Here is a 21,144-nt window from a genome sequence, read left to right as displayed (position 1 = left end):
CGGCATGGCCGTAGGCGGGCCGCGCTGAGAGGAGATAGTCATGTCCCTGATTGTTGCCGCACGCTTCCAGACCTTCGATGGCGCCAGCCTGGCGGCCCAGCGGCTGCGCGACGAAGGCTTTTCGGAAGACGATTTCCATACGTTCTATATCAATTCGGCGGGCGAACACGCGCGCTATCCGATCGGCGGCGACCGCGTGGCGGACCCGGATGCGCGCGGTGCGCACCTGGGCGCGCTGGCGGGCGCGTCGGTGCTGGGGTTGATCTTTGCCTTGGTCGGCGGCCTGGCCGCCCTGTGGCTGGGCGCGGCGATCCTGATCGTGATTGCGGCGGCGGGCGCGGGCGCATACCTGGGCGCACTCGGCGGGGCTTTGTGGGTGGCGGGGCGCGGCAAGCGTATGTCGGCTGCGGCGCCCCAGGCGCCCGGCATGCATCCGGCCGTACGGCCGGCAGGCGTGATGCTGGCGCTGCCGGTCGCGCCCGAGCAGGAGGCCCTGGCACGCCAGGTACTGCGTGAATCCGGCGGTCGTGACATCGAGCGGGCCCAGGGCCGCTGGCTGGATGGCAAGTGGGAAGACTTCGACCCGCTGACGCCGCCGCGTCATGTCGAGGCGCCGTCCACCCCCATGACGCAGTGAACTCGCCGCCGCGGGGCGGCCAAGGAGACGGACATGAACAAGAAGAAAATATTGCAACGCCTGGCCGCGATTTGCCTGTCGGGCGGCATGGCCATGCCCTGGGCGGTGGGCGCCGCGGGCTTGTCCGAGGCCGACAGCCATTTCCTGCAGGCGGCCGCGGCGGCCGATGCCTTTCAGGTGCAGGCGGCGAGCCTGGCGCGTGAGCGCGCCGCCAGCACCGAAGTGCGCACCTTCGCCGCCAATATGCAGGCGCAGCACCAGGAGGGCGGCGTGGACCTCAAGCGCCTGGCCGCCAGCAAGCAGGTGACGCTGCCGGACCAGCCCGAGCCGGCTGACCAGCGCACGCTGGAAACCCTGGCCAGCAAGACCGGTACGGAATTCGACGCGCTGTATACGGACCAGGTGGCGGTCGCTGCGCACGTCAAGACTGATGCGCTATATCGCGATGCCGCGCGACAGGCCGGCGATGCGCAGGTGCGCCAGTTCGCGGCGCAGGCCGGGCCCATGCAGGCTGACCACCTGACGCTCGCGCGCGCCTTGAAACGTGATCCCGCCGCCCGGCAGGGCCAGATCCAGCCCGCGACCCGTGGCGAGCCGCCCGCGGTATCACCGGCCGCGCGGGAGGCGCCGGCTTCGGTGGCGCCGGAGAAATAGCCGGGCGGGCCGGGTTGGTTGCAGCGGGCTGAACGTGTCAGGCACGCCGCTTGCTGTAACGATGCCGCCCGCGCCACCCGGCGTTGGCACTCCATCCATGTAGAAAGGAATTGCCATGAACAAGGATCAAGTGAAGGGTCGTGTCAACGAGGCCGCGGGCAAGGTGAAGGAAGTGGCCGGCAAGGCCACGGGCAGCACCTCGACGGAAATCAAGGGCGCGGCCCAGAAGATCGCCGGCAAGACCCAGGCGGCCTACGGCGACGCCAAGGAAAAGGCGCAGAAGTAAACGCTGCGCCTTGCTGCGGGACCCCATGGGCGCAGCGCCATCGATGGCGCTGCGCCCATTGTGCGTGGCGCGTCGTTGTCTTTACTGCTGCCGGCCCACGATGACGCCGAACAGGAACGCCGCGCCGGCCACCAGGCCGACTGCCTGCCAGGGACGCGCGTGGATGTATTGCTCGGTGCAGTCGATGGTTTCGCGCACCATGTCGTGCGCGGTGTCGGACGCGTCGCGCAGGCTGCGGCGGGTGTCGCGCAGCTGGTCGGCCAGGCGCGTCTTGAGCGCTTCCAGATCGGTGGCGGTCGCGTCGCTGAGCGTGGCCTCCAGGTCGTCGATCCAGCTTTCCGGATGGCGACGCCATCCGCGCGCGCCGCGGTCGTCGGGGCCGTGCTCGGGGAAGTCCGAGGGCAGGGGAGTATGGTTGTTGGCCATCGATGGCTCCTGGGTGGGCGTTGGGGGAATGTCCTTTTTACCCAGCAAGCGCCGCGCCTGCCATCAACGCCACATCCGCTTTCAATTCTGACGGTTGACGGGGCCGCCGCCGGCCTCAAGGCTGCCTGGCGTCAGGCCTGCGCCAGGAAAGCCAGCAATCGCCGTTCGTCTGCGCTCAAGCCGCGCGGGCCGGCCGGCGCCGGGGCGTGCGCCGGCAACTTGCCCGCCAGGTAGGTGTCGACGATCAAGGGATGCACATAGCAGGCGCGGCACACGGCCGGGGTGTTCGCCAATCGCTGCGCCACCTGCTTGATGACGTCCACCACCTCTTGTCTGGCCTGGCGTTCGTCGACGAACGGCCGGCGTTGCAGCGCGGCGTAGGCCAATACCGACCCGGCCCACGTGCGGTAGTGCTTGGCGGTGAAGTCGGCCGCGCCGGCCTCGCGCAGATAGGTGTTCACCGATTCGGAATCGACCGCGTGCGGATTGCCGTCTTCGTCCAGATACTGGAATAGCTGTTGGCCGGGAATGTCCAGGCAGCGCTTGATGACGCGGGCGATGCGCCGATCGGTCACCGTCACGTCGTGTTCGACGCCGCTCTTGCCGCGAAAGCGAAAGCGCAACCGATCGCCCCGCACCGTGGCGTGGCGCCGCGTCAGCGTCGTCAGGCCATACGACCGATTGGCGCGCACGTATTCGCGGGCCCCGATGCGGATCAGCGTGTCGTCCAGCAATTGCACGACCACGCCGATCATCTTGGCTTGCGCCAGGCCTGCTATCCGCAGGTCGCGCGCCACCTGGCGGCGGATGCGCGGCAGGCTCGCGCCGAACGCGCGCAGGCTGCCGTACTTGTCGGCATCGCGCTGCTGCGCCCAGGCCGGGTGATAGCGATACTGCTTGCGGCCGCGGGCATCGCGGCCGGTGGCCTGCAGGTGGCCCCAGGGCAATGGGCAGATCCAGACGGCTTCGTAGGCGGGCGGAATGGCCAGGGCACGGATGCGGTCCAGTTCGGCGGCGCGCCGGATGCGCCGGCCCGCGATGTCCAGGTAGTGGAAGGTCGCCGCGTTGACGCGCACCCGTGAATAGCCGGGGCGGGTGTCATCCATGTAGACCAGCTTGCCGTCGCCAGGGGGCGCTGCCCCGGGGGGCTTGGGGCGTGCGCTGGGGGATTGTCCGGTGGATGTCGTGGCGTGTGTCCTGGGTGGTGCCATGTCGGCCTCCTGCAAGTCGCGGCAGGACCTTAGCAAGCGGCATGCCCGTGCCGAGGCTGGCGGCATACCGCTGCGTCGGCAAGCCGCCTGACCATGTGCGGCCAGCGACTTGGGCACGCCACTTGCTGTCAGTGGCGCGACAGGCAACAAAGGAGCGTTTGCATGGCGAAGACACTGCAGGACTTCACGGTCGCCATCCTGGTGGTGGACGGTTTTGAACAGGTGGAACTGACCGGGCCGCGCGACGCGCTGCACGCCGAAGGCGCGCGCACCGTCATCGTGTCGGCCAGGCGCGGGCCAGTGCAGGGGATGCATCACAACGACAAGGGCGACCGTTTCGAGGCCGACCTGATCTTCGCCGAGGCGCAGCCCGAGACGTTCGATGCGGTGCTGCTGCCCGGCGGCGTAATCAATGCGGATGAGATCCGGCTGCATCCCAAAGCGCGAGAATTCGTGCATGCGATGCACGAGGCGGGCAAGCCGCTGGCCGTGATCTGCCATGGCGCCTGGCTGCTGATTTCCGCCGGCCTGGTCAAGGACCGGAAGATGACCAGTTGGCCCTCGTTGGCTGATGACCTGCGCAATGCAGGCGCCGACTGGGTGGATGAAGAGGTGGTGGTGGACGGCCGCTGGATCAGCAGCCGCAAGCCGGACGATATTCCCGCTTTCAACCGCGAAATACTGCGCGTGTTCGCGCTGGTGCGCCATTGAGTGGCGGCGCGGTGCCGGGTACGCGGGGCCGGAGGGTTCCGGCTTCGCACAAAGCAGCACCTTTACAGGAGAGTGCCATGTCTGCCGATCTATACCTGCATGTCCCGCCCAAGCCGGAACCGATTCCGCCGGGCTCGCCGCCGGGCGATCTGCCGGTCGATCCCGATACCGATGAGCCAGAGGTGGATCTGCCGCCGCTTGAGCCGCCGGTGAAGGAAAAACTGTCGCGTGTCCATTGATACGCGTCAGTCCTCTCGACGTACCCACCAAGAAAAAAGGATGAAACCATGTCCACCATTTTGCTGATCATTCTGATATTGCTGCTGGTAGGCGCCGTGCCGGCGTGGCCGCATAGCCGAGGCTGGGGCTATTACCCCAGCGGGTTGCTGGGGATCGTGGTCATCGTCCTGATCGTGTTGCTGCTGACGGGCCGGATATAGCGGCCGCACACGCCTTGCCTGGCTGAGACGCCCGCTGTCGCGGCATCAGGCGCGCCGGGCCGTTGGCCCGGGCGCCTGCGCGGCCGCCAGCCGACCGCGGTGCTTGAGCCGTCGGCGGCTGATCCAGATGACCAGCCCGGTCACGAAGAACAAGAGCGGCAGCAGGCCCAGCACCGCCGTCAGGATGCGGCTGGGCAGTCCGAACAGGCTGCCCGAATGCAGGGGGAACATCACCGCCAGCAGGCGTTGGCCGGTCGTGCCCGACAGGGGATCGGCCGCCGACACCTGCGCGCCGCTGCGCATGTCGATGAACAGGCGCAGCGTGCCGACCGGCTGCCAGTCGTCCGCGCGGCGCATGCGGGCCTGGTAGACGCCATTGGCGGCATCGCGCCGCAGCATCACCAGCGTGGCGGTGGCGGGCGAACCTGCGCGCGCCTTCACGGCCGCGCCATCCCAACCGACTTCCGTTTCGCCCGGGGCCAGCGGCGCCAGCTTGGCCGTGCGCGCATCCACCGGGACGCTCATGACGCTGGACACCAACTGCCGGCCCAACTGCGGCAGGCCCATGAAAAAGCCGGTGCCCGCGACCACCAGCAAGAAGACGGCGGAAATCAGGCCCGCGGCGCGGTGCAGCTCATAACTGGTGCGAAACGCGCCGACCCCGCGCGTCACCGACACCGAACGGCGCCAGTGGCCCGGACGCGGCCAGGCCAGGTAGACACCCGCCAGCAATAGCACCACCCAGGCCACCGCCAGCCAGCCCAGCACTTCGCGGCCGGTCTTGCCTTGCAAGAGCGTCATGTGCCAGCGCAGCAGCAGGGGCATGACGTGGGCGCTATCCAGCGACACCGCGTCGCGGTTGCGGCTGGCCAGCAACTGGCCCGAGCAGGCGTCCACGCCGGCCTCGTTGTCGGCCGTGGAGGCGTGCTTGAACTGCACGCGGTAGCTGTCGGCGGCGGATTCGGGCAGGGTGATGGCATTGACCGCCGCACCCGGCCAGGCCTGCTGCACGGCCTGCGCGGCGGCCGACGGCGGCAAGGGCGCGGCGCAAACGCCCGCACGGTTGCGCAGCATGGCCGAATTCAGCCAGCCGTCAAGTTCATGGTCGAACGCCAGCAGGCTGCCCGAAAGGCCGGCCAGCACCAGCACCACGCCCAGGATCAAACCCACCCAGCGATGCAGGGTGGACAGGGCAGTGCGCAGGGTCTTGCGGTGCTTGGCTTTCATGACGCGATCAAGGGCGGGACAGACAGGTGGCGCGCAATTGTACCGAGGCGTAATATTCGCCGGCCTGTTTTTTGGCGGCCGGCGCAATCACGCACGGTGCGCCGCGCCCGGCACCCTCGGCCCGCCGCATTTCCGACCGCATTCCGACCCGCAGCAACATGAAGATCCCCCTCCTGATTCTGATCGAAAGCGTGCATGACTTCCTGCCCGCCATCGAAGACCGCGGCTTTCGCTGCATTCTTGCCACCACCCCCGAACAACGCGCCCGTGCCATCCGCGAACACGCCGACGAGATCCGCGTGGTGCTGACGCGCGGCGCGACCGGCTTTCATGCCGACGAAATGGCGGCCTTGCCCAAGCTGGAATTGATCTGTTCGCTGGGCGTGGGCTTCGAGAACATCGACGTGGCCGCGGCGCGGGCGCGCGGCCTGCGGGTCACGCACGGCCCCGGCGCCAACGCCACCTCGGTGGCCGACCACGCCATGGCGCTGCTGCTGGGTACGGCGCGGCATTTGCCGCAGGCCGACGCCTGGGTGCGCCAGGGTCACTGGAATGGCTTCATGGGGCCGCAGGTATCGGGCAAGCGCCTGGGCATTCTGGGGCTGGGCACGATCGGCCTGGAAATCGCCAGGCGCGGCGCGCTGGGCTTTGGCATGACGGTGGGTTACTACAACCGGCGGCCGCGTCCGCAGAGCGGCTACACGTACTACGACAGCCCGCTGGCGCTGGCTGCCGAGTCAGACTTCCTGGTGGTGGCCACGCCCGGCGGCGCCGACACGCGCCATCTGGTGAACGCGGCCGTGCTGGATGCGCTGGGGCCACAGGGCTATCTGGTGAACATCGCGCGCGGCAGCGTGGTCGATACCGAGGCGCTGATCGCGGCGTTGGCCGAACGCCGCATTGCCGGCGCGGGGCTGGACGTGGTGGAAGGCGAACCGGTGGTGCCCCCGGCGCTGTTCACGCTGGACAATGTGGTGTTGACGCCGCACAGCGCGGGCCGTTCGCCCGAAGCGGTGTCGGCGACGGTGGCGTTGTTCCTGGAAAACGCCACCGCGCATTTCGGCGGCAAGCCGGTGCTGACGCCGGTGCCGGGTTCGCTGGGCTGACCGGCTGGCCCGCGCGGAGCAAGCCGGTCGCGCGACGCCGGGTGGCGGGCGGCTCTCGGTGCGAGAGCCGCGCGGACCTTAGTGCGAGAACATGATCGGCACGGTCATGCTCTTCAGGATGGACGCGGTGGCGCCGCCCATGGCCCATTCGCGGAACTTGCTGTGGCCGTAGGCGCCCATCACGATCAGGTCGGCGCTGTAGTCGGCCGCCGCGTTCAGGATGGTGCTGCCGACGCCCACGCCCTTGATGTCGCGGCGCACATGGTCGGGCGCCGGCATGCCCTGGGCGATGCAATAGGTGGCCAGGTCTTCGAACGGCGCGGCTTCGCCCTTGCGGGTGGCGGCGCCTTCGTCCATGGTCAGCACCACCAGGTGCGAGGCCGAACGCAGCAACGGCGCGGCGTCCGCCAGGGCGCGCGCGGCTTCGCGGCTGCCGTCCCAGCACACCAGCACGCGGTCGCCGATCACCGGGAAATCGCCGCTGGACGGCACCACCAGCACCGGGCGGCCGGCCGTCAGCAGGGCTTGCTCGACGAATTCGGTTTCGTGGGCGGCCTCGACGTCCTCGCGGTTTTCCTGGCTGACGACGATGAGATCGCTGGTGCGGCCATACAGCGCCACCGTGGCGCTGGGGGTGTTGTCACCCGCGCGCACCACGGCCGGCACATCCGCGTTGGCGGCCGCTTCCAGGAAGGCGTTCTGCACCGCGCCGCGGTTCTGCGATTGCAGGTCGCGCATCACGCTCAGGGTCTTGGACATCAGCACGGATTCGCCGTAGTAATACTGCGGCGGCGCCGAGCTGGCGTAGATGCCGACCAGTTCGGCCTTGTGGCGCTTGGCCAGCGCCAGCGCGACCTGCGTGCGGCGGGCGCAATCGAACCCGTGGTCCAGGTGTACGGAAATGCGGCGATACATGGCGGCCTCCTTTTCAGCGCGACAGGCCTTTATCGTTGCGCGTTCCGCGCATTGCGCCCTTGACGCAGGTCAAGGCGCCCGCAGTTAGGCGGGGCCGGCGCAAGCGCCGTTCAGGCCTGCTGCACCCGTTCGCGCAATTGCCTGACCTGGCGCGCCTGCTGCGCGATGCGGTCCAGCGGCCCCGCAAGGGTGGGCGCGGCCGCCGCCAGCGCGGCGGGCACCGCCAACTGCCGGATATCGGTGGCGGGCGGCGCGTCCTGGGGATGCAAGGCATGCGCCAGCGCCTGGCCGTAGTCGCGCAGCATGGGGGCGGCGGCGCTGTCCGGCGCCAGCGCGGGCTGGATTTCCAGCACGGTGCCGGCCGCGGTCACGCGGCGCATCGCGGCCAGCAGGTTCACGGCGGTATCCACATTGCGGTCGCGGTGCACGGGATTTTGCTGCAGGCGTTGCAGCGAGGCCTCGGCGTTGTCGGCCGACAGGCAGGCCAGGCGCCGCAGGCCGACGATGTCTTCGGCCGCGCCCGCGCCGCTCTTGTCCCGGGTCAGCGCCAGGGTGTAGGCGGCATGGCGGTCCAGCGCGCGGCTCAAGGCGCCGGCCAGCTGGCGCGGCTCTTTCTCGGGCCACACCAGAAAGCCCACCAGCAGCGCCAGCACGCCGCCCAGCACGCTGTTGAAGGCGCGCAGCGCAGCCAGCATGGGTTCGTAGATGTCCGGTTGCTGGATATGGCTCACCAGCACGAACTGCGAGGTCAGGAAAAACGTGAACAGCGCGTAATGGATGGTACGGGCCGCAAAGGTGCCCAGGGCGATCGGCAGCACCGCCAGCGCCACCGACAGCGGCGTGGTCAGCAGCAAGCCCAGCAGCGAGGCGCCGATGGCGCCGGCCACGCTGCCGATCACGCGTTCGACGGTGCGCTGCCAGGTGGTGGCGAAGTAGGGCTGCAGGATGAAGACCAGCGTCAACGACATCCAGTAGCCGTGGTTGACGGCAAAGGTCTTGGACAGCGCCACGGCGATGGTGGCGCCGATGCCCACGCGCAGCGCGTGGCGGAACGCGTCGGATTCGAAGCGCAGGTTCTGTCGCAGGCTGCGCCACGCCGCCCGCGCGGGGGAATCGGCGCGGGCGGCCAGCGCCGGCACGTCGGGCGCGCCGTCACGGTCGAACAGCGCCTGCATGACGGACTGCGCGTTCTGCTGCAGGCGGTCCAGCACCGGCACCATGGTGGCCAGGTCCGGGGCATAGGCCATGGCCGCGCCGCGCAGCTCGTGCAGGCCGGCGCCAAAGTGGGCCAGCCGTTCGCGCAGGCATTCGGCCTGCTTGGCGTCGGTGACGTCGGACGTGCTGGCGATGGCGTTGGCCACGCTGGCGTAGCGGTGGAAGGTGTGCGACAGGTTGGCGCCCGCGCCCCGGCCCAGCCAGCGCGGCGCGTTCGATTCCAGCAGGTCGGCCGCCGCCACCAGCGCGATGAAGCTGTCTTCGGCGTTGTCCAGCAGATAGAACAGCTGCTGGGCCCGGGCGCGGCGCGAAGGCCGCGCGTCCTGCACTTCGCGGATGCGGCCGCGGGCGGCTTCCAGGGCGGCGCGCAGGGCGCTGCGCTGGGCGCGGGTGACGGCGCTCCAGGCCTGCGGACCGCCGGCGGGGGCCAGGCCGGAATACATGCGCGCCAGGGCGTCGCCGAAATCGGCCAGGCCGCGATAGCAGTGCGCCACGGCGTGGGTGGCGTCTTTCCAGGGGCGGCGGCGCCAGACCAGCGCGGTCATCAGGATGGCCCATAGCGCGCCGGCCACGAAGAACAGCGTGTACGACAGACTGGCCGCCAGCGTGGGCGCCGGCAGTTCGGCCGCCACGACGAAGCCGGCCGACAGCAGCGTGCCGACGATGGCGGCGGCCGGCCCCAGCACCCGCAGCAGGCCGCCGAAGGTGCAGCAGACGAAAGTCAGCGGCAGCAGCAGCCACAGGTGGCCGGCGCTGGCGCTGGCCAGAAAGCAGAACAGGGCGCCGATCAGGCCTAGCGCGAGCATCGAGCCCGCCCGTTGGCGCAGCGGCCCGCCGGGGTCGCCAAAGCAGGCCCAGAACGCGGCAATCGCCGTCCAGCCCAGGCGCGGCTCGTGCGCCAGCACGGCCAGGATGACGGGCGCGGCGCTGATGGCCGCCGCTTGCAGGGCGTCCAGCCACAGGACATTGCGCGCCGAATTGCGCCAGCGGGAAAGCAAAGTAGTCACGCGGAAAGCCAAAAAAAACGCAACGCTACCATGTCGACAAGACAAAAAAATAATGAATTTTCAGAGCGTCCGATTATTGGGATTTTCATGAATCATCAGGCATAAATACTACTGGTTACATATGTGTGACTTTGGCGCCGCAAGCGCGCACAATTGCCTGGAATAAATGTGCGAAATCGCATAAAAAAACATTGGCGATCGAATAGCGAATGCGCTGGGTAAGTAACGCTAGGCAGTCAATAACCCTGCAAGCCGAATGTGAATACTCATGTCCAATGTGCCTCGGTCTGCGCCCGGACAGCGCAGGCCGTACTCCGGGGCACTTAAGGAGCAAACATGACGCCAAATCACGAGGCATCCACAAGCTCGGTGGTCAGCGACGACGAAGTCGCTGCCATGATTACCGGCAAAGATGGCCTGCGGGTGCTGCTGCAACCCCAGGTGGATTTATTGACGGGCCGCATTGTGTCGGCCGAGGCCTTGGCGCGCTGGCAGCATCCGCGCCTGGGAATTGTCATGCCTGCCGAATTCATTCCCGCCGTCAACCGGCTGGGGCTGGACCGCACCCTGTTCGAACGGGTGGCGCAGCGCGTCATCGACATGCTGCAGACCATGCGCCGAACCGGCATGGCGATACCGGTGGCGATCAATGCGCCGGCCTCGACCCTGTCCGACGAACGCTCGGTCGATTTCCTGCTGGCGCGCATCCATGCCGCGGAATTGCCGGCGTCGCTGCTGCGGGTCGAACTGACCGAAGACCAGCCCATCAAGGAACTCGAAGCCCTGCGGGCCACGCTGGCGCGGCTGGAAGAGGCCGGCTGCGAGGTCAGCCTGGACGATTTCGGCACCGGCCATGCGTCCCTGAAACTGCTGTCCGCCATTCCGTTGTCCGAAGTCAAGATCGACCAGTATTTCGTGACCCGCATGCGCCGTAGCGCAGTGGCGTTCGAGGTGCTGCGCACTGCCGCCGAACTGGCCACCCGGATGGGCTGGCGGGTGGTGGCCGAGGGCGTCGAGAACGTGGCCGACATTCCGGCCTTGCGCGCCGCGGGCTGCCGGTACGGTCAGGGCTATGCGCTGGGCCGTCCGATGCCGCTGGACGATCTGATGATGCGCCTGCGGGTGCAGCGCGACCGTGGCGAGCCGCTGGCCGCGCCGGCCAGCTATGCGTCGGCATGGCTGGACGCCTTCGATCCGCAGGATGCCGAAACCGGCCTGCCGGTGCACGTCACCACGCAATAGGGCAGGCCCAATCAGGGTCTGACCCGCCTGGCTTGGCTGCCTTTTCTACCCCTCGCATCCCTGAATTACCGGGGCCGCAACGGCTTGGCCGGAGCGCGCCGCGTGGCCGGCCCGGGCGGCGCCGGGTTTGGGCACGCCAGTTGCTACTCCCTGTGTGGCGGAATGGTTCCGCCGACTAGGAGACTTGCAATGGCAAACCCGAATCAGCCCGACCAGCAAAAGCAGCCCCAAAAGCAGCAGACGCAGGAAAGCCCGAAGGATCGTGACCAGCCAGGTCAGCAACAGCCCGGCCAGGGCGGCCAGCACATGGACAAGGACGGCAAGCCGGGCCAGCAGCCCGGCCAAGCCGGCCAGCAACGCCCGCAGACGCAGCGTTGATGCGCTGACGGCGTTTAGGGCCTGCGTTTAGGGCCTGTTAACGGGCCTCTGGTGAGCCCGCGTTGCGGCGACGGCCGGCAGGCGCAGGGTGAGTGGCGGCGATGCCCGTGCGGGGAGTCCTGCGCGGGCATCGCCGTTTCTGGCTCGGCCAGGAGGCGTAGCCGGGCCGCCGCGTGCCTTGGAGGGCCTGGTTTGGCCTGTATTTGGCCTGCATTGGGCTTGCATCGTGGCCCTGGTGGCCGCGTACCGGTAGCCCCGCATGCCTTGCGCCGCGCCGGGTCGGTCGGTAAGGTGCAGGCAGGGCAGCCCGTTCCTAGCCGCGACGCGCCCGCGCCGCGGCCACCGCCTCAGGATCCCTGATGAGTCTTCAATCCGCCGCACCTCGCCGTCGCTCGCCCCTGGGCATGGCCCTGGCCATTGTCGTGCTGTTGGCTGCCGTGCTGGCCATCCTGGCGCTGGCCGGCACGCGCCTGGTCGAGCTGCGTATCGCCAATATGCTGGGGCCGCGCGCCCAGGTGGGCAATGTCCAGGTCGGTTGGCGAGAGGTGGTGCTGACCGACGTCAAGATCGCGGGCACGGGCGATGCGGCGCCGGCCAGCGCGCGGCGCGTGGTGGCGGAACCCGAATGGACGTCGTTTCTGCAGCACGAGGCGGTGTTCCGCAAGATCACCATCGAGGGCTTCGATTTTGCCGTGCTGCGCACGCCCGATGGCGACATGCAGATTTCGCCCGCCCTGCAGGCGGCGCTGCGCGAGGCCGACAACGCCAATGACCCGTCGCGCCGCAAGAACCCCATCCGTGCCGATGACATCGTGCTGACGGACGGGCGGCTGGACTTTCTGGATGCGGCGGTATCGAAGCCGCCGCACCGCATTCCGTTCAATCAGGTCACCGCGCGCCTGCATCCGCTGGTGCTGCCGGCGGACGGCCAGCGCAGCGAGATGGAATTCAAGGGGGCGGTGGAAGAAAACCGCAACGGCGCGGCCACCGTGACCGCCAAGGGGTCGCTGGAGGTCGGCGGCACCGATGCCGACATGAAAGTGGCCGTGCGCAATATGGACATCCGTTATGCCGCGCCGTATCTGGCCGAAAACGGCGCCGGTTCGCTGTCGGGCGGCGCCATGGACCTGGACATGCAGACCACCATTGCCAAGCGGCAATTGAAGGCGTCTGGCGTGGTGGCGCTGCATGGCCTGAAATTCAGCGGTGACGGGTCGTTGTTTTCGCTGCCGCGCAAGGCGGTGCTGGCCGCCATGGAAGACCGCAATGGCGCGCTGCGCATGGAATTCAGCCTGTCCGGCAGCCTGGATAACCCCAAGTTTTCGGCGTCGCGGGGCTTTGCGGCGCAGATTGCGCGGGGCGTCGGCCACGTGCTCGGCGTGGGGGCCGAAGGCGCGGCCAGCGGCGTCGCCGGCGCCGTCAAGGACGTCGGCGACGCGATCTCGGACCTGTTTTCGCCCGGGTCCGAGAAGCGTTGATCACCGGCGGCGATTCGCCGCGCTGGTCAACCGCGATGATCAGAACCGATAGTTCGCGCTCAGTTCCACCCGGCGGCCTTCGCCCAGCAACCATTGGGTCTGGTTGTAGTAGGCGGTTTCGGCGTACTGGCGGTCGAACACATTGAATGCCCGCAGCGCCAACGTCAGGTCGCGGCGCGGCTCCCATTGCAAGGCCAGGTTGGTGGTGGTGTAGCCGGCCATTTCCAGGGTGTTGGCGGCGTCCGCGAAACGCCGGCCCACGTAGCGCACGCCGGCGCTGGCGGTCCATTGCGGCGCGAACTTCCAGCTGACCCAGGCATTGGCCACGCGCTCGGGCACGTCCGTGGGCACATTGCCTGCCCGCGACACGGCCGCGCCGTTGACCGATTCGCTGAAGTCGTCGTAGCGCGCCCGCAGCACGGCGGCGTTCAGGTCCACCCGCCAGGCCGGGGTCAGCTCGACCCCCAGCGTGGCTTCCAGCCCGCGCGACGATTGCTCGCCCACCTGGATGCGCAGCGACGGATCATTGGGGTCGCGCGTCACCAGGTTGTTCTTGCGGATATGGTAGGCGGCCAGGGTCCATTGGCCCTTGTTGTCCCAGAACGTCTGCTTGACGCCCACTTCCACCTGACGGCCCTTGGACAGCTCGAAATCCTTGTTGGCCGGCGACAGCAGCAACAGGCTGCCAATGGGGTCCGCGGCCTCGGCGTACTGGCCATAGACCGACAGCGTGGGCAACACGTCGTAGACGGTGCCGATGCGCCAGCCGACATTGTTGAAGGTGGTGTCGAACGCCGTCTGCCCGGCCACCAGGTCGCGCCGCTTCAGGTCGATGTGGTCATAGCGCAGGCCGCCCAGCACCGACCAGCGTTCGGTCAGCATCAGGCGGTTTTCGGCGAACAGCGCGTATTGGTCCGCCGTGTTGCGGTAGCGCGGGGTGGTGCCGGCGATGTTGATGAAGCGGCCGTGGTCGACGTCGTACGGGTCCACCAGCGACGTGCCCGAATACGGTGAATTGTTGGTGTGCTTGAACGAGGCGTGGTTGAGCTCGACGCCCACCGCCACCTTGTTGGCCAGGCCGAACAGATGGCCGTCGAAGCTGGCGTCGGTGACCGTGCCGACCTGCTGCTGGTCGTGGCGGATGTCGGTGTAGGCGCTGCGCTGGATCAGGCCGCTGGCCGGCTGCCAGGTGTAGTTCTCAGCGTCGCGGTAGTCGCGGTCGCTGCCGATGTAATAGACGCGGCTGCGCACGCGGGTGGCGGGGTTGGGCGTCCATTCGGCCTTCAGTTCGGTGCGGCTGTCGCGATAGATGATCTTGCTGTCGGCCACGTTGTAGTTCTTGCCGCGCAGGCTGTAGTCGATGTCGCCGTTGATCAGCGGCGTGCCGAAGTAGCGCGTCGGTTCCTGCCAGGCATAGGCCTGGGTCAGCGTGAAGTTCAGGTCCGGCGACACATCCAGCCGCAACGCGGCTGTGACGGCAACGTCGCGCGAATCACCCAGGCTGATGCCCGAATTGCTGTGGTTGCCGCTGATGTCCAGCCGGTACGACCATTTGTCGTCCAGCGCGCCGCCGCTGCCAAAGCCCAGACGTTGCGTGTCATGGGTGCCGACCGTAGTCTGGATTTCGTTTTCGATGGGGCCGCGGGTGGGCTTCTTGGGAATCACGTTGACCACGCCGCCGATGGCGCCTTCGCCATACAGCACCGAGGCCGGACCGCGCAGCACTTCGATGCGGTCCACGGCCCAGGGGTCGTAGATGAACGTCTGGCCGACGCCGCCGAACTGGCGCACGCCGTCATACAGCTGGGCCACGGAATTCGAATCGGTGAAGCCGCGCGACGACAGCGACGAGCCGCCGTTGCCCGGATGGCGCATGGCGCTGATGCCGGCCGCCTGCGTGATGGCGTCGGTGACGTTGACCGCGCCGCGTTCGCGCAGTTGTTCGTTGCTGATGACGTCGATGCTGGCGGGCGTATCGAACGGCGTCAGGCCCAGCAGCGTGCCGGTGCTGGCCGGTTCCAGCAAGGTGGCGGACGGCGCGTCGGCCGAGACGGAAATGGCGGGCAGGGTGGCGATGCCGCGCGAGGCGGCTTGCGACGCTGTGGCAGTCGGGGCTGCAGTCGGGGCATTGGTGGGGACGGCCGTGGCCGGCAGCGTCTGCGCGTGCAGGGCCGGCGTGAAGGCGAGCGCGGTCCAGACGGCCACGCGCCGTTTCAGGACGCGGCGCGCCCTGGCGGAAGAAAAAGACATGGAATTTCTCGGTAAGCCAAAGAAGCCGCACGGCGTGCGGCGAAGCGATCAGCTGATAACCGGGAAAAGAGGCGGGGCGCGGGCGCCCAGCGGCGGGCCGGGCAGGAATCCTTCGGCGACGGCCGGCGGGGCACGCGCGGCCAGCGGATGGGCCATGACGGCCGTGCTGGCCAACAGCGGCGCGGGCGAGGGCGGCAACGCCACCGCCGCCAGCATGGCGCCCATCGGGCAGGCGGCGGCCTGGGCCGCGTGCCGTTCGTCGGGGGCATCGCTATGCTTGGCGGGCCCGGCGACCCAGATGGTGCCGGCGGCCGAGCACAACTGGATCAGCGTGCCTTGCTGCGCGGCAGGCATGAAGCCCTGCGGCACCATGGCCTTGAGCGCGAACAGCGCCAGCACCAGCCACAGCGTGGCGGTGTTGCGGGCGAAGGGCAGGAACGGGCGGCGCATGGTCGGCGCCCATTCTAGAAGGTTTTGCGGGCGCGGTGGCGCCGGGCGCGGGGGGCGGCCTGCGACGCATCGCCGCAGGCCGCCGCGTTCACGTCGGCGTCACACCGTCCTGGCGGCCCAGAATGCCGTGCGCACGCCGGGCGCGGCCGCGATGCGGGCGGTGACGCGGTCCAGGTCCAATTCGTCGACCGACGCTTCGCTCAGCGCGGCCTCGATCTCGACCTCGTTTTCGCCGAACTGGTCGATCTTCAGTTCAGAGAGGGGCAGCTGTTCTTCTTCCAGCACGTCTTCCAGCACGGTCATGGCAGCCTGGCGCTGGTCGACATGCGCGATGACGTGGATGACGGTGGTCACTTCCGTGGTCTGCGCGTCCACCGGTTGGCGGTTGACGTAGCTGACCACCGGCCGCAGCAGCGTGTTGGCGGCCAGTACGAACACGGTGGCCGCCAGCGCTTCGAGGATCAGCGAGGCGCCGGCGCAGGCGCCGATGGCGGCCGAGCCCCACAGCGTGGCCGCCGTGTTCAGGCCGCGGATGCTGCCGCCTTCGCGCATGATGGCGCCCGCGCCCAGGAAACCCACGCCGGACACGACATAGGAAATGACGCGCGCGCCGCCGTCGGGGCCGCCGACGCGAAAGGCCATGTCCACGAAAATGGCCGCGCCCACGGCCACCAGGGCGTTGGTGCGCAGGCCGGCCGTGCGTTGGCGCACCTGGCGCTCGAAGCCCACGATGGAGCCCAGCACGAAAGCCGTGGCCAGGCTGATGAGCGTGTTGGCCAGCGTCAGCAGCTGGATGTTTTCGAAGTTCTTCATGTTGTTCTACTCGAATGCAGCGTGTTTTTTTACGAATGTGCGGTGCCGAGGGGTGACCGACGGGCGCCGGCCGGGCCGGCGCCCTTCAGGGCAATTGCCAGACCGACAGCGCCGTCAGCACGAAAGCCAGCAGCCAGATCAGCAGCAGGGCGGCTACCCGCGCGACAAGGAGGCATTTGTACGGGTCTTTCATGACAGTCTCCTTTCCGTCATTCAGGCCGGCAGCACGGCCAGGCTGGCGCCGGCCTCGTTTTCCCAGTGCACGCGGCGCACGTCGGGGCTTTGGCCCAGCCGCAGGGCGACGGCGTTGAGCAGGCCGCGCAGTTGTGGCGGGCATTGCAGCGTGACGATGGTGCTGGCCAGTTGGCCGGCGTCCGCACGCGAGATGCGCACGTTGAGCACGCGCAGGTCCAGTGCTTGCAGCTCGTAGTACAGCTGCTTGCGCAGCGCGTTCAGGGTGTCGGCCAGGCTGACGATGGTGAACTGGTAGGTGGGGGTGGCAGCCGGTGCGGTGGGCGCGACGGCGTGGCCGGCGCCGCGCAGGGCGGCGGCCCCATCCAGGAAGGGGAGGAATTTCTTGATGCGCATGGTCGTCTCCAGGGGGAGTACGGTGGAAGGTCCACATGCAGGCGCCGCCTGGCCGGCGCGGTGCGGGCGCAACAACGCCCGCGGTATGCGTCGGTAAGGGGTATTCGGGGGAGGGCTGCGGCCTGGGCAGTGCGTGCATCGCACGTTGGCTGTCCGGGGCCGAATGCCGTGTCCTGGCTTTACGCAGGACTTGGCAGATGATGCTGCGAAGAATCCTGCGTCAAGCGGCGCGAGCAGTCGTGTATCGACTACATCCGTCGTTGTCCACAATGATCTCGGGGTGGTTGAAAGTGCTGCGATTATAAATAGGCATTAGGGAAAACACCAAGAAAAAAATGCGGCGTGGTGATTCTTTTTCGGGGCCCCCGTGGCGATGCCTGGAAGACGCCCGCCACGGGGGCCGCCCTGAGGCAGTTCAGGGCGTGCCGGCGTAGTACTGGCTCAATGCCTGGACCTCGGCATCGGTCAGGCGCTGCGCAAAGGCCCGCATCACGCCGACGTCGTCGTTCTGGCGCGAGCCATTGCGAAAGGCGTTGATCTGGTCGACGAAATATTCCTTGGGCTGGCCGGCCAGCCGGGGCAACAGCGGCCCTTCGCCCAGGCCGCGCAGGCCGTGGCAGTTGGCGCAGGCGGGCAGGGCGCGTGCGCCGTCGCCCGCCTGGTCCAGCTTGCGCGCCGCTTCGCCGCCGACGTCGCCCACGTGCAGCGGCGGGCCGGCCAGGCTGCCGTAGTAGGCCGCCAATTGGCCGATTTCCTGCTCGGTCAGCGCTTGGGCGATGCCGTTCATCAGCGGCACCTTGCGCGTGCCCTGGCGGAAATCGGTCAATTGCTTGGCCAGGTATTCGGGCGTCATGCCGGCCAGGTTGGGGAAGATGCCGCCCAGCGGGGTGATGCCGGCCTGGCCGTGGCAGGCGACGCAGGCCTGCACCCCGGCAGCCGGCCTGCCGGTGGCCGCCAGTTGCTTGCCCAGGGCGGGGTCGGCGCCTTGCAGCGTGCCTTCCCAGGCGGGCCGGGACGCGCTGAAATCCAGCGCGCTGCGGCCAGGCACGGGCGTGGGCGCGGCGGCCGGGGCACTGGCAGTCGGGGCGGCGGTCGTTCCTGTTGCTGCGCCGGTAGGTGCGGCAGGCTGCGCGCCGCCTGCGCCGGAAGCCGCGGGCGCCGCCGTTGCAGGCGCGGGCGCCGGTGTCGCGGCGGGGGCCGCTGCGGGCGTAGCGGCAGGCGCAGGCGGCGCCTGCACGGCGGACGCCCGGATCGGCCCGTCGCCGCCGGTGCCGTACATCTGGTGCAGCGTGGCGATCAGGGTGATGGCGGGCAGGCCGACCATCAGCGAGACCGCGATGAGGATGCCTTTGCGATGTTCGATCATGATGACACCAGCCGCCCCGGCGAACGCAGGTAGTCCGCCTTGATTTTCTCGACGATCCAGTAGGCGGTGGCGCCCACTGTGCCCGTGGGGTTGTAGCCCGAGTTCTGCGGGAACAACGCGGCTCCCGTGACGAACACGTTGGGCACGTCCCACGACTGCCCGTAGCGGTTGACCACGCTGGTGGCGGGGTCGGCCCCCATGGCCGCGCCGCCGGTCAGGTGGGTGGACTGGTACACGGTGGCCGAGAACGGCCGCTTGCGCGGGCCCGGCTCGGTGTGGGTCACGCCTTTCATGGCGCGGCCGATCTCGTCGCCGCGTTCGGTCAGGAAGGCGGACATGCGGATGTCGTTGTCGGGAAAGTCGTAAGTTACGCGCAACAACGGCTGGCCCCAGGCGTCCTTGTAGGTCGGGTCCAGGCTCAGGTAGCCGCCGCGCCAGGGCTGGGCCGAGCCGGTGATGGTGATATTGGCCGAGTGGTTGTAGTAGCGCTTGACGGCTTTTTTCCAGTCGGCGCCCCAGCCCGGCGTGCCCTTGGGCGTGGGGTGGTAGCCGATGGGCGCGCCGCTGACCACCTGGATCTGCAGGTAGCCGCCGCCCACGAAACCATGCGGGCCGTGGTCGAAGTTGTCGGCGCTGAAGTCGTCCATGGTGACCGCCACCGCGCCCGCGCCCATGAACGGGTTGATGTTCACCGACTCGTCGAAGAACAGGTTCACGCCCGAGGTGGTCTGGTGGGTGTAGTTGCGCCCGACCACGCCCTGGTCGGTGGCGGGATCGTAGGGCTGGCCGATGCCCGACAGCAGCAACAGGCGCACGTTGTTGATGCCGAACGCGCACAGCACCACGATCTCGGCGGGCTGGAAGATTTCTTCGCCGGCCGCGTCCACGTAAGTCACGCCGCGGGCGCGCTTCTTGTCGGGCGTGAGTTCCACGCGCAGCACGTGGGCGCCGGTGCGCAGTTCGAAGGTCGGCAGCTTCAGGGCCACCGGCAGGATACAGACCTGCGGCGAGGCCTTGGCGAAGTGCTCGCAGCCGAAGTTGGAACAGAAGCCGCAATACACACAGGCGCTCATGTGCAGGCCCTCGGTATTGACGTAGGGCCGCGTACAGAGCGCGGACGGCTGCACGTAGGGGTGGTAGCCCAGCGTGCGCGCGGCCTCGCCGAACAGCGCCGGGGCGTAGGGCACCTTCATGGGAGGATTGGGGTAGGGGCGCGAGCGCCACGGCTCGAACGGGTTGCCGCCTTCCTGCTTCTGGCCCTTGAGGTTGCCGGCCTGGCCGGAGGCGCCGATCAGGTAGTCGTAGCGGTCGAAATAGGGCTCCAGCTCGTCGTAGGTGAGCGGCCAGTCCTGACAGGTCAGTTCCTTGTCGAAGATGGCGGCGCCGTAGCGTTCGGTGTAGTGGCTGCGGATGCGAAAGTCGGTGGGGTCGAAGCGGTAGTAGGCGCCCGACCAGTGATTGCCCGCGCCGCCCAGGTGCGTGCCCGGATAGGCGAACTGCCAGCGCCGCATCGGCAGCGCCTTCTGGTCGGTGTTGTTGCGGAAGGTGAAGGTCTCGGTGGCGGCGTTCTGGTGCAGTTCGTGGCGGCGCGTGTACTTGAGCTCGTCGTGCACGTAGGGGCCCTGGAAATCGGGCGAGGGCCAGCGCGCCTCGCCGCGTTCCAGTACCAGCACGCGCTGGCCGGCCGCCGCCAGTTCCTTGCCGATGATGGCGCCGGTCCAGCCGCCGCCGACAATCGCCACGTCTACCGCGGGCAGGGTCTTAGCCATGGCCGTCTCCGGGTTTCGTCATGTGGGCCTGGGCGTTGGCAATCGAGACCGGCTTGCCGGCCCAGATCACGCCATGGCGTTCGATGTCGTTCGAAAACGAGGCGTAGGCGCCGGGAAACCCCACCAGCTTCCAGCCCACCATGTCGGCATTGCCGCCGTAGAGCGGGTCGGAAAAGAAGCCTTCGATGGTGGCGTCCAGCAGGGCCTGGAAGAACACGTCGGACGGCAGCGGCGAGAAGTCCGGCTTGCCGGCCTGCATGTCGTGCAGCCAGGCGTCCTGCTGGGCGGCGTCCAGTTCGGCGTAGGGCTTGCCAGCCTGCTTGCGCGTGGCCGCATCCAGCGCCGCCAGGCCGCGCCGAAACATCTCGGCGGGCGTGAATGACAGCTGGTAGCCCTGTTCGGGCGTGCCTTTTTCGAACGGACCCTGGCGATAGAACTGTTCGCCCGCGCCCCAGGCGCCGGCCAGCTGGCCGTCCAGGAATTGCGTCACGCCGGCCTCTTTGGCGCCGGGGCCGAGGTCGTCGGCCGGAATCAGCCGCGCAGCGATGGCATCCATGGCCAGGGCTTCCTGGGCGTTGAAGAATTTCAGGGTGCGGTTCGGGGCCGGGGCCGCGGTGGCGGGCGGGGCGGGGTGGTCGGGCGCCGCCAGGGTCTTGGGCGCCCAGGCCGCGCCGGGCACGCCCACGGCCAGGGCCTTGAGCAGGCCGCGCCGTCCGGAAACAGGTTGATCGTCCATTCATCGCTCCAGCAGCGGAGCCGACGGACGGGGGCTGGCGCCCGGCACACAGGTCTGCCGGGCGACGGCCTCCGGAGCGTTCGGCTCCCGAGTGAAAGGGATCCCGCGACAGCATATGTGTTCGTGCGCTGAGTTTGTCACTGTTTACGTGACGCCGACAAGCGCGTTGTACGGGTCGGCCCGGATTTTTATTGTTGGCGTTTTTCAGCTAGTATTCAGGTTCCTGAAAGAACGAGAGC

General features: G+C 68.5%; 22 protein-coding genes. 10 read left to right on the top strand and 12 right to left on the bottom strand.

Translation table 11 applies throughout. The annotated features are described in order from the left end of the window. Positions 1 to 40: 40 nt before the first annotated feature. The 3 genes from U858_RS0129875 to U858_RS0129865 all read left to right on the top strand — a co-directional run bounded on the left by U858_RS0129875 (position 41) and on the right by U858_RS0129865 (position 1,577). Complete coding sequence (locus U858_RS0129875; RefSeq protein ID WP_025140780.1) at positions 41 to 637, top strand: hypothetical protein; 597 nt, start codon at positions 41 to 43, stop codon at positions 635 to 637. 33 nt (positions 638 to 670) lie between these two features. Beyond that, on the top strand, positions 671 to 1,291 hold the full coding sequence (locus U858_RS0129870) for a DUF4142 domain-containing protein (RefSeq protein ID WP_025140779.1): 621 nt from the start codon (positions 671 to 673) through the stop codon (positions 1,289 to 1,291). Positions 1,292 to 1,406: 115 nt separating this feature from the next. Continuing rightward, a complete protein-coding gene (locus U858_RS0129865; RefSeq protein ID WP_025140778.1) occupies positions 1,407 to 1,577 on the top strand; it encodes a CsbD family protein in 171 nt (56 codons plus the stop codon). A gap of 81 nt (positions 1,578 to 1,658) precedes the next feature. Here U858_RS0129865 and U858_RS0129860 read toward each other — a convergent pair whose 3' ends face one another. Together U858_RS0129860 and U858_RS0129855 are read right to left on the bottom strand one after the other, a co-directional pair. Further along, positions 1,659 to 2,003 carry a YqjD family protein gene (locus U858_RS0129860; protein WP_025140777.1) on the bottom strand — a complete coding sequence of 115 codons (345 nt, stop codon included), beginning with the start codon at positions 2,001 to 2,003 and terminating at the stop codon, positions 1,659 to 1,661. Between the two features lie 131 nt (positions 2,004 to 2,134). Continuing rightward, positions 2,135 to 3,109, bottom strand: a complete 975-nt coding sequence (locus U858_RS0129855) for a DNA topoisomerase IB (protein ID WP_029954520.1) — start codon at positions 3,107 to 3,109, stop codon at positions 2,135 to 2,137. Positions 3,110 to 3,376: 267 nt separating this feature from the next. On the opposite strand from U858_RS0129855, the gene U858_RS0129850 reads away from it, so the two are divergent. From U858_RS0129850 to U858_RS35215, 3 genes are all read left to right on the top strand, one after another. Continuing rightward, positions 3,377 to 3,925 (top strand): type 1 glutamine amidotransferase domain-containing protein, encoded by a 549-nt coding sequence (locus tag U858_RS0129850; RefSeq protein WP_025140776.1) that lies wholly within the window; start codon positions 3,377 to 3,379, stop codon positions 3,923 to 3,925. 77 nt (positions 3,926 to 4,002) lie between these two features. Continuing rightward, positions 4,003 to 4,164 carry a hypothetical protein gene (locus U858_RS36035; protein WP_198529768.1) on the top strand — a complete coding sequence of 54 codons (162 nt, stop codon included), beginning with the start codon at positions 4,003 to 4,005 and terminating at the stop codon, positions 4,162 to 4,164. A gap of 48 nt (positions 4,165 to 4,212) precedes the next feature. Beyond that, entirely contained in the window at positions 4,213 to 4,365 is a 153-nt protein-coding gene (locus U858_RS35215) for a DUF3309 family protein (protein ID WP_042885785.1), read from the top strand. Between the two features lie 45 nt (positions 4,366 to 4,410). On the opposite strand, the gene U858_RS0129835 is transcribed toward U858_RS35215, so the two are convergent. Then, positions 4,411 to 5,592, bottom strand: coding sequence for a PepSY domain-containing protein (locus tag U858_RS0129835; RefSeq protein WP_025140775.1), 1,182 nt, complete (start codon positions 5,590 to 5,592; stop codon positions 4,411 to 4,413). A gap of 158 nt (positions 5,593 to 5,750) precedes the next feature. Between U858_RS0129835 and U858_RS0129830 the strand changes: the two genes are divergently transcribed. Continuing rightward, a complete protein-coding gene (locus U858_RS0129830; protein WP_025140774.1) occupies positions 5,751 to 6,698 on the top strand; it encodes a 2-hydroxyacid dehydrogenase in 948 nt (315 codons plus the stop codon). A 78-nt stretch (positions 6,699 to 6,776) separates the two neighbouring features. Here U858_RS0129830 and U858_RS0129825 read toward each other — a convergent pair whose 3' ends face one another. Both U858_RS0129825 and U858_RS0129820 read right to left on the bottom strand, forming a co-directional pair. Further along, complete coding sequence (locus U858_RS0129825; protein ID WP_025140773.1) at positions 6,777 to 7,613, bottom strand: universal stress protein; 837 nt, start codon at positions 7,611 to 7,613, stop codon at positions 6,777 to 6,779. A 110-nt stretch (positions 7,614 to 7,723) separates the two neighbouring features. Next, positions 7,724 to 9,835: an FUSC family protein gene (locus tag U858_RS0129820; protein WP_025140772.1), complete on the bottom strand. Its 2,112-nt coding sequence runs from the start codon at positions 9,833 to 9,835 to the stop codon at positions 7,724 to 7,726. A 336-nt stretch (positions 9,836 to 10,171) separates the two neighbouring features. Between U858_RS0129820 and U858_RS0129815 the strand changes: the two genes are divergently transcribed. The 3 genes from U858_RS0129815 (at position 10,172) to U858_RS0129805 (ending at position 12,933) form a co-directional block, all read left to right on the top strand. Then, entirely contained in the window at positions 10,172 to 11,077 is a 906-nt protein-coding gene (locus tag U858_RS0129815; RefSeq protein WP_025140771.1) for an EAL domain-containing protein, read from the top strand. A gap of 189 nt (positions 11,078 to 11,266) precedes the next feature. Beyond that, positions 11,267 to 11,455 carry a hypothetical protein gene (locus tag U858_RS0129810; RefSeq protein WP_025140770.1) on the top strand — a complete coding sequence of 63 codons (189 nt, stop codon included), beginning with the start codon at positions 11,267 to 11,269 and terminating at the stop codon, positions 11,453 to 11,455. 359 nt (positions 11,456 to 11,814) lie between these two features. Then, positions 11,815 to 12,933, top strand: coding sequence for a DUF748 domain-containing protein (locus U858_RS0129805; protein ID WP_025140769.1), 1,119 nt, complete (start codon positions 11,815 to 11,817; stop codon positions 12,931 to 12,933). Between the two features lie 39 nt (positions 12,934 to 12,972). Here U858_RS0129805 and U858_RS0129800 read toward each other — a convergent pair whose 3' ends face one another. The 7 genes from U858_RS0129800 to U858_RS0129765 all read right to left on the bottom strand — a co-directional run bounded on the left by U858_RS0129800 (position 12,973) and on the right by U858_RS0129765 (position 20,905). Then, entirely contained in the window at positions 12,973 to 15,183 is a 2,211-nt protein-coding gene (locus U858_RS0129800) for a TonB-dependent siderophore receptor (RefSeq protein ID WP_025140768.1), read from the bottom strand. 48 nt (positions 15,184 to 15,231) lie between these two features. Then, positions 15,232 to 15,633, bottom strand: coding sequence for a DUF2946 family protein (locus U858_RS0129795; protein WP_025140767.1), 402 nt, complete (start codon positions 15,631 to 15,633; stop codon positions 15,232 to 15,234). Between the two features lie 99 nt (positions 15,634 to 15,732). Beyond that, positions 15,733 to 16,446: an MgtC/SapB family protein gene (locus tag U858_RS0129790; RefSeq protein ID WP_025140766.1), complete on the bottom strand. Its 714-nt coding sequence runs from the start codon at positions 16,444 to 16,446 to the stop codon at positions 15,733 to 15,735. A 213-nt stretch (positions 16,447 to 16,659) separates the two neighbouring features. Further along, positions 16,660 to 17,034: a hypothetical protein gene (locus tag U858_RS0129780; RefSeq protein WP_025140765.1), complete on the bottom strand. Its 375-nt coding sequence runs from the start codon at positions 17,032 to 17,034 to the stop codon at positions 16,660 to 16,662. A 415-nt stretch (positions 17,035 to 17,449) separates the two neighbouring features. Then, positions 17,450 to 18,400 (bottom strand): cytochrome c, encoded by a 951-nt coding sequence (locus U858_RS0129775; protein ID WP_025140764.1) that lies wholly within the window; start codon positions 18,398 to 18,400, stop codon positions 17,450 to 17,452. Continuing rightward, on the bottom strand, positions 18,397 to 20,169 hold the full coding sequence (locus tag U858_RS0129770) for a GMC family oxidoreductase (RefSeq protein WP_025140763.1): 1,773 nt from the start codon (positions 20,167 to 20,169) through the stop codon (positions 18,397 to 18,399). The genes U858_RS0129775 and U858_RS0129770 overlap by 4 nt, the downstream gene beginning before the upstream one ends. Then, the gene (locus U858_RS0129765) at positions 20,162 to 20,905 is read right to left on the bottom strand and encodes a gluconate 2-dehydrogenase subunit 3 family protein (RefSeq protein WP_025140762.1); all 744 of its coding nucleotides are present in this window, start codon (positions 20,903 to 20,905) and stop codon (positions 20,162 to 20,164) included. Before U858_RS0129765 ends, U858_RS0129770 begins: the two co-directional genes overlap by 8 nt. Positions 20,906 to 21,144 lie beyond the last annotated feature (239 nt).

Origin of the sequence: Achromobacter sp. DH1f (assembly GCF_000633435.1) — a bacterium.
GTDB lineage: Bacteria > Pseudomonadota > Gammaproteobacteria > Burkholderiales > Burkholderiaceae_B > Achromobacter > Achromobacter deleyi.
Note: the sequence above shows the minus strand (reverse complement) of the source record. Positions and strands in the feature narration are given on the sequence as shown.

Coding starts and splice junctions, on each gene's coding strand:
- U858_RS0129765 (WP_025140762.1), bottom strand. CDS start 20,905: ATGGACGATCAACCTGTTTCCGGACGGCGCGGCCTGCTCAAGGCCCTG.
- U858_RS0129860 (WP_025140777.1), bottom strand. CDS start 2,003: ATGGCCAACAACCATACTCCCCTGCCCTCGGACTTCCCCGAGCACGGC.
- U858_RS0129855 (WP_029954520.1), bottom strand. CDS start 3,109: ATGGATGACACCCGCCCCGGCTATTCACGGGTGCGCGTCAACGCGGCG.
- U858_RS0129865 (WP_025140778.1), top strand. CDS start 1,407: ATGAACAAGGATCAAGTGAAGGGTCGTGTCAACGAGGCCGCGGGCAAG.
- U858_RS0129775 (WP_025140764.1), bottom strand. CDS start 18,400: ATGATCGAACATCGCAAAGGCATCCTCATCGCGGTCTCGCTGATGGTC.
- U858_RS35215 (WP_042885785.1), top strand. CDS start 4,213: ATGTCCACCATTTTGCTGATCATTCTGATATTGCTGCTGGTAGGCGCC.
- U858_RS0129780 (WP_025140765.1), bottom strand. CDS start 17,034: ATGCGCATCAAGAAATTCCTCCCCTTCCTGGATGGGGCCGCCGCCCTG.
- U858_RS36035 (WP_198529768.1), top strand. CDS start 4,003: ATGTCTGCCGATCTATACCTGCATGTCCCGCCCAAGCCGGAACCGATT.
- U858_RS0129875 (WP_025140780.1), top strand. CDS start 41: ATGTCCCTGATTGTTGCCGCACGCTTCCAGACCTTCGATGGCGCCAGC.
- U858_RS0129825 (WP_025140773.1), bottom strand. CDS start 7,613: ATGTATCGCCGCATTTCCGTACACCTGGACCACGGGTTCGATTGCGCC.
- U858_RS0129790 (WP_025140766.1), bottom strand. CDS start 16,446: ATGAAGAACTTCGAAAACATCCAGCTGCTGACGCTGGCCAACACGCTC.
- U858_RS0129795 (WP_025140767.1), bottom strand. CDS start 15,633: ATGCGCCGCCCGTTCCTGCCCTTCGCCCGCAACACCGCCACGCTGTGG.
- U858_RS0129835 (WP_025140775.1), bottom strand. CDS start 5,592: ATGAAAGCCAAGCACCGCAAGACCCTGCGCACTGCCCTGTCCACCCTG.
- U858_RS0129870 (WP_025140779.1), top strand. CDS start 671: ATGAACAAGAAGAAAATATTGCAACGCCTGGCCGCGATTTGCCTGTCG.
- U858_RS0129810 (WP_025140770.1), top strand. CDS start 11,267: ATGGCAAACCCGAATCAGCCCGACCAGCAAAAGCAGCCCCAAAAGCAG.
- U858_RS0129830 (WP_025140774.1), top strand. CDS start 5,751: ATGAAGATCCCCCTCCTGATTCTGATCGAAAGCGTGCATGACTTCCTG.
- U858_RS0129850 (WP_025140776.1), top strand. CDS start 3,377: ATGGCGAAGACACTGCAGGACTTCACGGTCGCCATCCTGGTGGTGGAC.
- U858_RS0129805 (WP_025140769.1), top strand. CDS start 11,815: ATGAGTCTTCAATCCGCCGCACCTCGCCGTCGCTCGCCCCTGGGCATG.
- U858_RS0129815 (WP_025140771.1), top strand. CDS start 10,172: ATGACGCCAAATCACGAGGCATCCACAAGCTCGGTGGTCAGCGACGAC.
- U858_RS0129800 (WP_025140768.1), bottom strand. CDS start 15,183: ATGTCTTTTTCTTCCGCCAGGGCGCGCCGCGTCCTGAAACGGCGCGTG.
- U858_RS0129770 (WP_025140763.1), bottom strand. CDS start 20,169: ATGGCTAAGACCCTGCCCGCGGTAGACGTGGCGATTGTCGGCGGCGGC.